Consider the following 13,202-nt stretch of genomic DNA (forward strand, 5'->3'; position numbering starts at 1 on the left):
CGACAACCCGTGGATGATACAGGACCCGCCGCCCGTGCCGCCCCGCGCAGTCACGCGATCATTGCTCGATCTGCCGGTTCCAGCGCGAATCCCACTGCGCGCGGTGTTCGTTGATCACGTCCCAGTCCACCACCGTGACTTTCTTCACGAGCTGGTCGAGGTTGCCGAGGCTCTTTTGCATGTCGGGCGGCATGGTCGCATTCTGGTTGGTCGGAATCTGCTTGCCGGCGGAGGCCGCCTTGCTCTGCGCGGGCGCGGACAGCAGGAACTGCGCGAGCTTTTGCGCGAGCTGCGGGTCGGGATTGTTCTTCACGACGCACAGGTCGACGAGCAGCAGCACGGCGCCTTCCTTCGGGTTCGCGTAGGCCACGGGCAGGCCCTTGTCCTTGAGATCGCCGACTGCCGTGGGCGTGAGCGGGAAGATGCCGGCCTCGCCCGTCTGGATCATTTCCGAGAGCTTGGCCGAGTTCGGAATGTATTCGACGACGTTCGGCCCCACCGTGCTCGCCCATTTCGTGAAGCCCGGCTCGACGTTGCTCTCGCTGCCGCCCATCAAGCGGTTGATGGCGAGAAAGCCGTGCAGCCCGAAGGTGCTGCTCGACGCCGACTGGAACACCACCTTGCCCTTGTACCGGGGATTGGCGAAATCGAGCCACGAGGTGGGCGGCGCCCAGCCTTTGTCCGCGAACAGTTTCGTGTTGTAGCCGATGCCCGTCATGCCGAGCTGCACGCCCGCGCCCACGTCGCCCTTCATGCGCGCGAACGGATAGAGTTCCTTGAGCACCGGCGAATCGTCGAGCTTCTCGCATACGCCCATGCTCACGGCGCGCGCCATCACGCCGTCGTCGAGGAAGGCTACATGGATCTGCGGACTGTTGCGGTTGGCGAGGAGCTTTGCGAGCACGTCGGAAGACGTGCCCGGCACGACCACCACCTTCACGTTGTTCGCCTTCTCGAAGTCGGGCAGGACCTGGCTCGTATAGGCCTTTTCCATCGGACCGCCATTCATGCCGACGTAGATCGTCTTCGTTTGCGACCAGGCGGTAACCGAGAAGCCGAGCGCGACGAGCGCGGCCAGCGAGACCAGAGTGCGTGTGAATTTCATCGTATGGACTCCTTTATTTGACTGGGAGAGCGGCATGAACGGGTGACTGCGTGAAGCGGCCTATGGCGAACGCTTCGAGAGGCGTGCTCGTTGCGCCTTCGGTGACGAACTCGGCGAGCACTTCGCCCACGCCGGGCGCGAGCAGGAAGCCGCCGCCGGAAAAGCCGAATGCGTGCAGCAGGCGCGGCGTGGTGTTGCTCGGGCCGATGATGGGATTGCTGTCCGGTGTTTCGCCTTCCACGCCGCTCCACGTGCGGATGAGGAGCGCGTTGCGCAGCCCGGGCAGCAGCGCGCAGGCGTCGCGCATGACGGCGCGCGTGGTGTCGGTGGAGGGCTGCGCGTACTCGCCGTCGCCGTGACCGCGGCCGCCGCCGATCACGCAGTTGCCGCGCTCGACCTGGCGCGCGTAGACGCCGCCGCCATAGACGCCCAGGTTGTGCCGGATGAAGCGCGGCAGCGGTTCGGTCACCCACATGTTCGGGTAGATCGGCTTCATCGGCACGGTTTCGCCGAACGCGCCCGCAACGGTGTTGGCCCATGCGCCCGAGGCGTTGATGAGCCAGTCGGCGCTGATGCGCGCGTCGCCCGCGCGCATCTGGAAGCGGCGGCCGTCGAAGCTCAGTTCGCTGAGCGCGGTCTGCTCCTGCACGTGCGCGCCCGCGCGCCGCGCCGCCGCCGCGAAGCCGGGCGAAACGAGCCGCGGATTCGCATGACCGTCGCTCGCGCAGAGCGAGCCGCCTGTGGCGGCCTTGCCGAGCCACGGGTAGCGGCGCCGGAACGCGTCACCGCTCATGACCTGCGATTCGACGCCGTATTCGCGCGCCATCGCAGACCAGGCGTGCAGCGCCTCGACGTCGCTTTCGCGGCGCGCGAGCCGCAAGTGCCCTGAAACGACGAATTCCCCGTCGATGCCGATGAGCTCGGGCAACCGGCTCCAGACGCGCCGCGCCCGCACCGCGAGCGGCAACTGCTCGGCGCTGCGCCCCTGCGTGCGCACGCCGCCGTAGTTCACGCCGCTTGCCTGCGCGCCGCAAAAGCGCCGCTCGAAGAGACCGACGCTCACGCCCTTGCGCGCGAGCGCCAGCGCCGCCGATGCGCCCACGAGCCCGCCGCCCGCAATCACGACCTGGTAGTGGCGCGCATCACTCATCGTGGGCTTCCTCTTCGATGACCTGAACGCCGTCTTCGAACAGCATCGGTGAAATCGGAATGGGCTTGATGGGCGCCTGGCTGCGCAGGCGGCCCACTTCGTGCAGCGGCTTGCCGGTTTCGGCGCTCAGCAGCGCGGTCGCCGCTTCGCCGCACATGCGCCCCTGGCAGCGTCCCATGCCGATGCGCGTGAGTGCCTTCAGGCGATTGACTTCGGTCGCAAAACCGTTGCGGATGCAACTGCGCAGCGTGCCCGCGTCGACCTCTTCGCAGCGGCAGACGGTCAGGTCGTCGGGCCAGGCCGCGGCGCAGTTGGCGGGCGGCTGGAACGCCTGCTCGATGCCTGCGCGAAAGCGCGCGATACGGGCGAGGCGCTGTTCGATCGCGTGTGCGTCGGGCCCATGTGCGCCGCGCGGCGCGGCAATGCCGAGGTCTTCGAGCAGCGCGAGCGCCGCGCGGCGGCCGGCGAGCTCGGCCGCGTCGGCGCCTGCGATACCCGCGCCGTCGCCTGCGAGATAGACGCCGTCGACCGAGCTGCGGCCCGCCGCGTCGCGTTCGGGCAGCCAGCAGCGGCTGACGGCGTCGAAGGCGAAGCGGCAGCCCGCGAGATCGGCGAGCTGCGTTTCGGGACGCAAGCCGTAGCCGAGGCCGACGGCGTCGCATGCGATCGACTGCACGGCGCCATCGTGCGAACGCCAGCGTATCGACCGTACGGCCTGATCGCCTTCGATGGCCTCGAGCGACACGCCGTGCTCCATGCGCACGCCATGCGCCTTGAGCCACGCAACGTAATAGACACCCTTCGCGAACGTGCCCGCCTGACTGAGCAAGCGGGGCGCGGCGGCGGCCTGGCGCGCGAACGCGCTCGTGTCGAGCACCGCCGCCACGTGCGCGCCGGCCTTCGCGTACTGGTAAGCGACGAGATAGAGCAGCGGCCCGGTGCCCGCGAGCACCGTGCGCTGGCCGATCGCGCAGCCCTGCGCCTTCAGCGCGACCTGCGCGCCGCCGGGCGTGTAGACGCCGGGCAGCGTCCAGCCGGGCAGCGGCACGATGCGGTCGGCGGCACCGCTCGCGATGATCAGATGCGACCACGGCACGCTCGCCTCGCGGCCCTCCCGGAGGATGTCGAGCCGGCCCGGCTCGCATGACCATGCGAGCGTGTCGGGGCGGTAGTCGATCTTCGCGAGGAGTGGCTCCATGGCGCGATGGACTGCATCGGCTTTCTTTGCTTCGAAGCCGTAGAGCGCCGCTTTCGTGCGCGAGAAGCCCGCGCCGGCAGCAGGCTGGCGATAGATCTGCCCGCCCCAGCGCGCGTTTTCGTCGATCACGGTCGGGCGCAGGCCCGCGGCCACGAGCGTCTGCGCGGCGCGGATGCCGGCCGGACCCGCGCCGACTATGACGATGCCGGCAGGCGTAGCCGCGCTCATCGTATGCCTCCTTCAATCGATTCGGTTTCCGAACTGGTTTGCGTCAGTACGCGCATGCCTTCGCGAAGCGGCGTGGAGCAGGCGCGCAGACGCGTGCCGTCCTCGTCGCGGACCCAGCAATCCTGGCAGGCGCCGATCAGGCAGAATCCCGCGCGGGGCTCGCCGCTGAATTCGCTGCGCCGCAGGTGCCGCTGCTGCGTGAGGATCGCGGTGAGAAGCGTGTCGCCCGCGAGCGCTTCGACTTCGACGCCGTCGAGAACGAAAGAAACGCGTGCGCGCGCGGTTTCGGCAACGCGGACGAACTGGGCGGGGGAATGCGGCGTGACGGTGCTCATGGAAGTTCAGTGGCGCGGCAGCAGGAATCGAAGGGGGCTCGGGCGGCGTTCAGTGCTGTCCGATCAGGATGCGGTTGAGTCCGTAGACGCGATCGAGCAGCAGCATCGCGCCCGCCGTGATGAAGATGACGAGCGCGGAAACGGACGCCATCATCGGGTCGATCGATTCGGTCGCGTACATGTACATGCGCACGGGCAGCGTGACCGTTTGCGGCGAGGTCACGAAAATCGACATCGTCAGTTCATCGAAGCTGTTGATGAACGCGAGCAGCCAGCCGCCCGTGATGCCCGGCACGATCATCGGCAGCGTGATGCGGCGAAAGGTGGTCCAGGCGTTCGCGCCGAGCGAGGAGGCCGCGTGCTCGATGCTGCGGTCGAGACCGCTGACCGAGGCGAGCACGAGCCGCATCACGAACGGCGTGATGACGATCATGTGCGCGAGGATCAGCCACGCAAACGAGCCGGTCCCGCCGATCAGCGCGAAAAAGCGCAGCAGCGCAATGCCCAGGACGAGCCCCGGAATCACGAGCGGCGAAAGCAGCAGCGCGTTAAGGAAACCGCGCCCCGGAAAGCGCGCGCGGCCGATCGCGAGTCCCGCGGGCAGCGCGATCGCGAGCGAGAGCGTGGCCGAGGCGAAGGCGAGCTTCAGGCTGTTGAAGAATGCCGTGATGAAGTCCGGGTAGTCGAGAATCGCGCGGAACCAGCGCAGCGAGAACCCGCGCGTGGGCAGCGTCAGGGTTTCGTCGGGCGTGAAGGCCACGAGAATCACGATGACGAGCGGCGCCAGCACGAACAGGATGACGAAGCTATGAAACGTGAGAGCGAGCGGTCCGTTTTTGCGCATGATGTTTTTCCGGGCAATGCAGGGCCTTAGCCCATGCTGCGGGCGTAGCGGCGTTCGAGCACGCGGTAGTAGGTGAGCATCACCACCAGATTGGCGACGAGCAGCAATACCGCGATCGTCGCGCCGAGCGGCCAGTTCATCGAACTCAGGAACTGATCGTAGACGGCCGTGGCCGCCACTTTCAGGCGCCGCCCGCCGAGCAGGCCCGGAATGGCGAACGCGCTGGCGGAAAGGCCGAACACCATGAGGCTGCCCGAGAGAATGCCGGGCATCAGTTGCGGCAGCACGATGCGGCGCAGCGTGGTGAAAGGCGAGGCCATCAGCGAGAGGGCGGCGTTCTCCGTTTGCGGGTCGAGCCGCTGCAGCGCGGTCCATACGGGAATCACCATGAACGGCAACATTACGTGGACAAGCGCGATCACGATCGCGAAAGTCGTGTATTCGAGCTTGAAGGGCCCCGCGCCGAACAAGCCGAAGAACTGGTTCACGAGGCCGTTCGTGTTGAGCAGCATGCTCCAGCCGAATGCGCGCACGACCACCGAAACGAGCAGCGGCGCGAGGATCACGAGCAGGAAGAGCGAGCGCCACGGGTCGCGCATGCGCGAGAGGATGTATGCCTCGGGCGTGCCGATCGCGACGCACAGCAACGTGGTGAGCGCGGCGATGCCGAAGGTGCGCAGGAAGATCGTGTGAAAGTACGACGACCCCAGCACCTCTCCGTAGTTGTGCAGATCGAATGCCGCGATGGGACCGCTCGAAGGATCGAAGCGGTAGAAGGTGAGCGCGAACGTCATCGCGAGCGGCACGAGCACGAGCGCGGCGAACAGCAGCAGGGCGGGGGCGCTCATGAGCCAGAGCGGCACGAAGGCGTGCCACGCCGCGCGCACCGTGGTGCGCGGCGCGCGTTGCGAAGCGGGGAGCGTGCTAGACACGGGCGCCCTCCCGCGCAATGAAGCGGATGGCGTCGCTATGCCAGTCGATGCCCACCTGGTCGCCTTCGGCAAGCGGTTCCTCGCCTTCGTTCTGGCAGCATACGAGCATTTCGCCGGCGCGGCTTTCGAGGCGGTAGAGCCACTGGCTGCCGAGGAAGAAGCGGCTCGTCACGCGCCCTGCAAGTCGTCCCGAGCCGCTTGCGCAGAGCTTGAGTTTTTCGGGGCGGATGCACAGCGTGATCGCGTCGCCCACGCTCACCGCGCGGGCGCGCTCGGGCAGTTGCGTCATCGAGCCCGTTTCCGCGAGGTCGTTGCCCAGATCGATGCGCAGGGTCTCGCCCTCGCGCGCGACGACGCGGCCCGCGAGCATATTGGCCTTGCCGATGAACTGCGAGACGAAGTCGTTCTCGGGCCGCTCATAGGCGCGGTAGGGCGTATCGACCTGCGTGATGCGCCCGCTTTCCATCACGACCACGCGGTCGCTGATGGAAAGCGCTTCCGACTGATCGTGCGTGACCATGAGCGTGGTCGTGCCGGTCTTGCGCTGGATGGCGCGCAGTTCGAACTGCATGTCTTCGCGCAGCTTGGCGTCGAGATTGGACATCGGCTCGTCGAGCAGCAGCACGGGCGGCGCGATCACGATTGCGCGCGCAATCGCCACGCGCTGGCGCTGGCCGCCCGAGAGTTCGCGCGGAAAGCGGTGCGCATAGGCGTCGAGCCGCACGAGCGCGAGCGCCTCGCGAATGCGCTCCTTGCGTTCGGTCCCGCCGACGCCGCGCATTTCAAGGCCGAAGCTCACGTTCTGCTCGACGCTCATGTGCGGGAAGAGCGCATAGCTCTGGAACACGATGCCGAGGCCGCGCCTGTTCGGCGGCATGTGCGTGATGTCGCGGCCGTCGAGCGTAATGCGCCCGTGCGTGGTTTCCACGAAGCCGGCGATCATCTGCAGCGTCGTGGTCTTGCCGCAGCCCGAGGGGCCGAGCAGCGAGACGAACTCGCCTTTTTCCACCGAGAGGTTGATGCCGGCGACAGCCTGCAGGTCGCCGAACGACTTCGAAACATCGGTCAGGGTGAGGAACGACATGATGTGGCCTTCCAGTGCATGGAGTGCGCCGGCATCCGTGTAGTCGGTTGCCTTGCGTCGTGAACGACTCTAGCTAGCCAAATTTTCGCTCGTCAATTTAAAATTCCATCAAGTGATAGGAATCTGGTTTATATTCCATTAAGCGAAATAACTAAGCCAAATAACCTGCCTTATATTTCACTGGACGATCTCCGGGAAATCCCTGAACGAACTCATATGCATAGTGCCGACCTATGTCGCGAGGCTGATTGGATGAACGTGTCGGTCCGTACGAGCATGCGGCAGACATTCCGTTGAATGGAATGAATCGAAGGTAACGAGGTGGCAATGGATGGCAAAAATGGAACGCAAGGCGATGACGCGCGCGGCGCGGGCGTCTTGCAGCGCGCGTTCGCGCTGATCCGCGCGCTGGGCGAAAGCCAGGCGGAAGGCAGCCGCGTAACGGCGCTGGCCAAGACGGTGGGGCTCACGCAGGCCACCGTGCATCGTCTGCTGCAGGGGTTGATCGCCGAGGGCGTGGTCGAGCAGGACGAAGGCACGAAGCGCTACCGCCTGAGCGTGGATTTTTTCGCGCTTGCGGCGCAGGCGGGCAATCCGAGCGGCATGCGAACGCTGTGCCGTCCCGCGTTGCTGCGTCTGTGCGCAAGCCTTGGCGACACCATCTTTCTGCTCGTGAAGAGCAGCTTCGACGCGGTCTGCCTCGACATGTGCGAAGGCCCGTTTCCGATCCGCTCGTTCACGGGCGACATCGGCGGGCGCGTGGCGCTGGGCGTGGGACAGGGGAGCCTTGCGATCCTCGCGTTCCAGCCCGAGGCGGAGCGCGAGGAGATCATCCGTTTCAACGTGCCGCGTCTGCGCAGTTATGGCGTGCTCGACGAGGTGTATCTGCGCACGGAGATCGAGCGCGTGCGCAAACTCGGGTACGCCGGGCGCAATACGGGCGTGCTGGAGGGCATGGCGGGCGTGGCGGTGCCGATTCTCGACCGCAACGGCTGCGCGGTCGCAGCGCTGAGCGTGGGTACGCTTGCTGCGCGCCTCACCGAGGACCGGCTGCCGACCATCGTCGAGCTGCTCAAGCGGCAGGCGCAGATCATTGGCCCGCAGACGAACCCGTTCGACGTTGCGGTGCGCCGTCCCATGCACGGACTCACACGGGCGATGACGACGCAACCATTGGCATGAGCGGCAAGCTGGCCGCGACCGGCTGGTTCGGACGGAATCCTAACGAATATGCATGATCGATTATTGTTCGTATTCAGTATGTGCGCGATCCGCGTGGTGCGCGAACGCAGATCGACAGGCCATGCTGCATTGCGAAATCCACAAGTATGATCGGACGAAAATCGGCTATGGGATAACCCCATCCCCATACGGCTTGGTTTTGGCGTAAACGGGCAGGGTCGTCTCCCCTAGACTGAAGACGGTGTGCAACTGGCAGCTTGCTGACATGGACGTCGCAGTCCGTCGCAGCGCGAGCAGGTGAACCCCGGTAACGGAAGCAGCGGCGCGTAGCCCTTGCAGGGACCGGGTCGACAACAACCGGCCGCGTGCACTGCCACGTCGAGCACATGCCATCGCCATGCTGACGAGTCATTGAGAAGCGTGGGTGCTGGGGGAGGTAGAGCGCGTATGTAATTCTGAGGCGCTCGCAATCAGAATAGACCGTTGACCGATGACGACTATAAACGATCAGACGTCGCCCGTTTTCGAGCCACCGGCGGCCAAGGCTGCGCCGGCGCGTGCTCATGCGGCGCATTCGATTTTTCACGAGCGCTGGTGGCTGGAGATCGCCACGCAGGGCAACTGGAAACTGGCGGTGGTGAAGCAGAACGACGAGATCGTCGGCGAGATGCCTTACACGATTTCGCGTGCGCGTCTGTGGCGTGTCTCGCACTTGCCGCCGCTTACGCGCACGCTCGGCCCCGTGATCCGGCCGGTGACGGGCAGCGCTGGGCGCCAGATGCATCACCGGCTCGATGTCACGGCGCGGCTCATCGACCAGTTACCCGAATGTGACAGCTTCTTCCAGGTGCTCGACCCTCGTATTGACGATGCACTGGCTTTTGCGTTGCACGGCTTTACGGTGTCGGCCCGCTACACGTTCCGCATCGACCCGCGCAGCACGCCGGACGCCGTCTGGGCTCGGCTGGGCAGCAAGACGCGCAACGTGATCCGCAGCGCGTCGCGTGAATTGACGGTCGTGCCGGGGCTCACCCCGAACGAATTTCTCGCGTTCTACGACGCGAATCTCGCTGCGCGCTCGCGCACCAACGCCTATGGCGATGCGGTCATGCGCCAGCTCGTCAACGCGTTCGTCGAGCGCAAGGCCGGCATGCTGCTCGGGGCATACGGGCCGGGCGGAACGCTCGTCGCGGCAATCGGGCTCGTGTGGGACCATCAGGCGATGTATTACCTGCTCTCGTCGCGCGCGCAGGATGCGCATTGCGGCTCGATCAGCCTGCTGCTGTGGACGGCCATTGGCCGCGCGCTGGAACGCAGGCTCACCTTTGATTTCGACGGCTTTTCGAGCCCATCGACGTTCAGCTTTCTCAGCGGATTCGGCGCGACGCTCACGCAGCGGCTTGGCGTTGAACGGCTCGGCACCGTTTATCTGCTGACACGCACGCTCAAACGCAGGTTCGCGCCCGCACGCGTTTTCGCGCCCAATCTCTGACCGGCTCGATGCAACGATGGTTGCGGCTCAAACGAGTTCGCGCTGCGCGGGGTTGCTCGCGTTGCGGGTCGTGACTTCCGCAAGCTCCAGCGCGCTCGACGCGAACAGCAGCGGTGTCCAGCGCCGGATCGCGCTCTGCGCGCCGGCAGCGAAACGCTCGCGCAGCGCGGGTTCGCCGCCTAGCTGGCCGATGCGTTGCGCGAGCGTCGAGACGTCGCGCGGTTCGACGACGAAACCGTTCACGCCGTCTATCACCACTTCGCCGGCCACGCCGCAGGTGCGCGTGACGATGGCCGGGCACCCGGCCGCAAAGGCTTCGTTCACGCATAGCCCCCACTGATCGAACTCGCTCGCCAGCACGATGAATTCCGCCAGCGCATAGAGATTCGGCATCTCCTGGTTGGCGAGCGAATTGAGGATCGTCACGTGAGACGTCAGTCCGAGCGACGCGATGTGCTCGCGCAACTGGGCTTCCAGCGGACCCTGCCCGACCAGAACGAGCCCGATATCCTGGGTGTGCACGCCCGACTTCCGGTAGGCCTCGATCAGCACGCCTACGTTCTTGCGCGCAACGAACCGGCTCACGCAGAGCAGGTAGCGCCGCGGCAGCCCGAAACGCGCACGCACCGCATCGGGGTCGCCGCATGCGGCCTGCGCGAGATGCGAAAAATAGTCGACGTCGATCACGTCGAAGCCGATGCGAGATCGTTCTTTTGGAATGCCAAGCGATTGCGCATAGCGGCGATGCTTCTCGCCCGCGACGAGGGCGCCGTCGAAACGGCTCACGATCAGCCGCTTGAGCCGTTCCTTGGTGCGTTGGCGCAAGCCGTCATCGGCTTTCGAGTCCGACATGTAAATGAGCTTGAAGCGCCGCGTAAGGTGCCTGAGCAGGCACAGCACGGCCGAATAGCCGGTGTTGTAGCCGAGCGTGATGACCACGTCCGGCATGAAGCTGCGTACTTTTCCAATGAGGCGCGCGGTGCCGCGCGGGCCGAGCCCGTCGCTATCGGCGCCGTCCTCGACCAGCGTTTCCGCCATTTGCGGGCGGTTCGCGAAAAAGGCGGCGCGCCGCTCCTGGGGGAAGCCGTAGACGCCGGAGCGCGCGAAGACTTCGAGAAGCGCCACTTCGTGGCCGCGACTGGAGGCTGCGCTGACGAGAGCCTCGTAGCGAGGGACGTGATAGTCGCCCAGGTTGCCGATGACAAAGAGAATGCGCATGGACAATGACGGCTCACGGTGAAATTGGCAACGCACAGCGAAGGTGCGTGAGCGCATTGCTTTCCGGCAGTTGTCGTAGCCTGCCGGGCAGCGGTCGCTGTGCCGCGCCGCTCGCCCAGTTCCGGCGGAGCGCCACAGTCACGTAATTTCGAGCATCGTAACCTGATTGTGAGGTGTTTTTCCGTAATGTCGGCGATCAGCGAATACTTGTCCGATATGGGGGGAGGCGGTCGAAGGCCGTCAGGCCTCGATTGCCGTGCTGGCCACAAACGGCTTCGCGCGCTTTTCCCAATCGGCAAGGAATACCGCCTCGTAATAGGCGGCAATGGATTCGGAGGCGATGATTACGCCCGCGTCGCGATTCTGCGCGATTCCGGCAGACGAAAAGTTCTGGCTGCTGATGACCACCTGTTTCGAATCGACCACGAAGCCTTTGTTGTGCACATTGGACTGCAGGCGAATGTTCCGGGTCAGATCGACGCCGCTTTGCTTCATCTTCTCGGCCCACTTCATGCCGTATTCGGCGCTTTCTATCAGCCGGACATCGACGCCCGCCGCAATACGGCCCGCAATGGCGCGCAGCAATGCGTCGTAGTCGCCGGAACCCTTCGACGCTTCGATGTACTGCAACTGGATATAGAGCGACTGCTGCGCGCTTTCGATCAGCGCGAGGACGGCCGCGAGGTACTGGCCCTGCGATGTCGAGCCCGCCAGCTTGTCCGGCGTCAGCAGCGGCGTGATGGTGACGTCGACGTTCTCGAATACCTTGGCCGCCACATAGCCCGCCTTCGTTGGGGCCATGCGCGCCGTGACGGGGGGATTGGCCTCGGCGGCGAGTTTCGCGTGGGCGTCCACGACCGCGCGTTCCAGTTCACGGTCGGCGGGCGCTGCCTGATGGGCGCTCGCGCTCGCATAGTCCTGATCGAGGAAGGCGGCGAACAGCGCGGCCAGCGGCTTGTCCTCGATGATCACGTGCCAGTCGCGGTCTTCGATCTGCGGCGGCGTCTTCAGGTCAGGCTGATTGCTGTTGTTGAGATTGCCGCTGGAGAGCCATGTCGTCGCCAGGTCGCGAACGATGACCTTGATGTGATACGCGTACGGGAACATCCAGGCCGCCGCGAACACGTCCTGCCGGTCGAGCGCCCGCGCAATGCCCGCACGCGAGCCGAGCGCCGCGTCGAGCTGCTCGACGGTTTGCGTGTCGGTCTGGTCGCGCGTCGCGTTAGGCGCGGGATTGTCCAGCACCATGTGCAGCGTCTTGCGGCCGCCAAGCGCGCTTTGGAACGTTTGCAGGATCGTGCCGGACGTGAAATCGTACATGCCCACCTGCAACGCTTTGCGCGTGCCGCCCAGAAACGATTGCAGTGTCGCGAGCCCGGCGTCGGGGCTTACGTGCGCGGTAATCGTCGCTTTCCGGAGTGCGAGCGGCGCGAGCGCCACGCCGGGCGCGGGTACATACGCGATTTCCGGCTTCTTCGCGTGCGCGCTCAAGGCGCGGGCCGTGGCGGGCTGATTGGCCATCCGGTAGGCGAGCGCCTTTGGGGTCGCGCTGCTTTTGTCATCGAGTCGACGCCCGCCTGGCAATTCGCGCTCGTAGTCCCACGTCGGCTCCTTGTTCTCGGGGCGTCCGTATGCGCTGGCGAGTTCGGCGGCGGCGGGGTCGTGCGCGCGCAGGCGCTGATAAGCCGTTGCTTCGCGCACATCGACGGGAATTCGCGCAATCGAATCTGGCAGCAGGTCTGCTTTGCGCAGGGCCGCGCGTTTCGTATGCACCGTCACGACGATCGCCGCGCGGCCGGTGAGCTGATTGCTTGCAATTTCATAACCGGGACGCACCGTGAGCGCGCCCGGTTTCGTCAGGCGGCCGAGGTTGGCCCGGATGATGCAGTCGATGTCCCTTGGCGTCGGTTTGTTGCTGGTGGGCATGGTTTCGCGGCAACCTGGCGCTTATGGCGGCACGTAACGTGCACACGTTAATGCGTTTTGCGCGATGTTGCGCATTGCCGGCGCCGCTTGTGGCCGATTTTCATCAATCTGGGCGACGCCCGGAAAATTGTCACATCATTCAGTCAAACTCGAAAAATTCGCATGTTTCGACGGGGGCGGAGGAAAGTGCTTAAGCTAATCATCAGGTTCCGGGCTTATTATTTATAGTTTGGTCTGTGCGACTCCTGGCACCTTCGCTGTGCCTTCGAATCGATAACAAACATGCACATTCGAATGGAAATCGAATGTATTGTGTAATGAATTCGTAGCTACCTTCGAAGCTTTGAAGACTGGCAAGGCGCCCAGATTGCCAGCCCCGGATTCACCCCACACTGCGCGGACAATCGAGCAATATGAAAACGCTGTTTCTGCAGGCTCCGTCGTATGACGGCTTCGACGGTGGCGCGGGCTCGCGCTACCAGGCAAAGCGCGAGATCCGCTCGTTCTG

At 65.2% G+C, this 13,202-nt stretch carries 11 protein-coding genes; 2 read left to right on the top strand and 9 right to left on the bottom strand.

The features are described 5' to 3' along the window. Nucleotides 1-58: 58 nt before the first annotated feature. Genes BLU17_RS14595 through BLU17_RS14625 form a run of 7 tightly spaced genes read right to left on the bottom strand, consistent with a single transcriptional unit; the run spans nucleotide 59 to nucleotide 6,876 of the window. Nucleotides 59-1,105, bottom strand: coding sequence for an ABC transporter substrate-binding protein (locus tag BLU17_RS14595; RefSeq protein ID WP_091997595.1), 1,047 nt, complete (start codon nucleotides 1,103-1,105; stop codon nucleotides 59-61). Nucleotides 1,106-1,118: 13 nt separating this feature from the next. Next, nucleotides 1,119-2,255, bottom strand: a complete 1,137-nt coding sequence (locus tag BLU17_RS14600; protein ID WP_091997597.1) for an NAD(P)/FAD-dependent oxidoreductase — start codon at nucleotides 2,253-2,255, stop codon at nucleotides 1,119-1,121. Next, a complete protein-coding gene (locus tag BLU17_RS14605) occupies nucleotides 2,248-3,681 on the bottom strand; it encodes an FAD/NAD(P)-dependent oxidoreductase (protein ID WP_091997599.1) in 1,434 nt (477 codons plus the stop codon). The genes BLU17_RS14600 and BLU17_RS14605 overlap by 8 nt, the downstream gene beginning before the upstream one ends. Further along, a complete protein-coding gene (locus BLU17_RS14610; protein WP_091997601.1) occupies nucleotides 3,678-4,016 on the bottom strand; it encodes a (2Fe-2S)-binding protein in 339 nt (112 codons plus the stop codon). The genes BLU17_RS14605 and BLU17_RS14610 overlap by 4 nt, the downstream gene beginning before the upstream one ends. A 49-nt stretch (nucleotides 4,017-4,065) precedes the next feature. Further along, nucleotides 4,066-4,860: an ABC transporter permease gene (locus BLU17_RS14615; RefSeq protein ID WP_091997603.1), complete on the bottom strand. Its 795-nt coding sequence runs from the start codon at nucleotides 4,858-4,860 to the stop codon at nucleotides 4,066-4,068. 26 nt (nucleotides 4,861-4,886) lie between these two features. Beyond that, nucleotides 4,887-5,792 carry an ABC transporter permease gene (locus BLU17_RS14620; RefSeq protein ID WP_091997605.1) on the bottom strand — a complete coding sequence of 302 codons (906 nt, stop codon included), beginning with the start codon at nucleotides 5,790-5,792 and terminating at the stop codon, nucleotides 4,887-4,889. Continuing rightward, nucleotides 5,785-6,876, bottom strand: coding sequence for an ABC transporter ATP-binding protein (locus tag BLU17_RS14625; protein ID WP_091997607.1), 1,092 nt, complete (start codon nucleotides 6,874-6,876; stop codon nucleotides 5,785-5,787). Before BLU17_RS14625 ends, BLU17_RS14620 begins: the two co-directional genes overlap by 8 nt. 327 nt (nucleotides 6,877-7,203) lie before the next feature. Here BLU17_RS14625 and BLU17_RS14630 point away from each other — a divergent pair, with 327 nt between their 5' ends. Both BLU17_RS14630 and BLU17_RS14635 read left to right on the top strand, forming a co-directional pair. Then, the gene (locus BLU17_RS14630; protein ID WP_091997609.1) at nucleotides 7,204-8,058 is read left to right on the top strand and encodes an IclR family transcriptional regulator; all 855 of its coding nucleotides are present in this window, start codon (nucleotides 7,204-7,206) and stop codon (nucleotides 8,056-8,058) included. A 490-nt stretch (nucleotides 8,059-8,548) separates the two neighbouring features. Next, nucleotides 8,549-9,550: a GNAT family N-acetyltransferase gene (locus tag BLU17_RS14635; protein WP_091997611.1), complete on the top strand. Its 1,002-nt coding sequence runs from the start codon at nucleotides 8,549-8,551 to the stop codon at nucleotides 9,548-9,550. A 27-nt stretch (nucleotides 9,551-9,577) separates the two neighbouring features. Here BLU17_RS14635 and BLU17_RS14640 read toward each other — a convergent pair whose 3' ends face one another. Together BLU17_RS14640 and BLU17_RS14645 are read right to left on the bottom strand one after the other, a co-directional pair. Then, nucleotides 9,578-10,768, bottom strand: coding sequence for a glycosyltransferase family 4 protein (locus BLU17_RS14640; RefSeq protein WP_091997612.1), 1,191 nt, complete (start codon nucleotides 10,766-10,768; stop codon nucleotides 9,578-9,580). A 240-nt stretch (nucleotides 10,769-11,008) separates the two neighbouring features. After that, nucleotides 11,009-12,694, bottom strand: coding sequence for a phospholipase D-like domain-containing protein (locus BLU17_RS14645; RefSeq protein WP_091997614.1), 1,686 nt, complete (start codon nucleotides 12,692-12,694; stop codon nucleotides 11,009-11,011). Between the last annotated feature and the right edge of the window lie 508 nt (nucleotides 12,695-13,202).

Source organism: Paraburkholderia lycopersici, from assembly GCF_900096975.1.
Taxonomy (GTDB): domain Bacteria; phylum Pseudomonadota; class Gammaproteobacteria; order Burkholderiales; family Burkholderiaceae; genus Paraburkholderia; species Paraburkholderia lycopersici.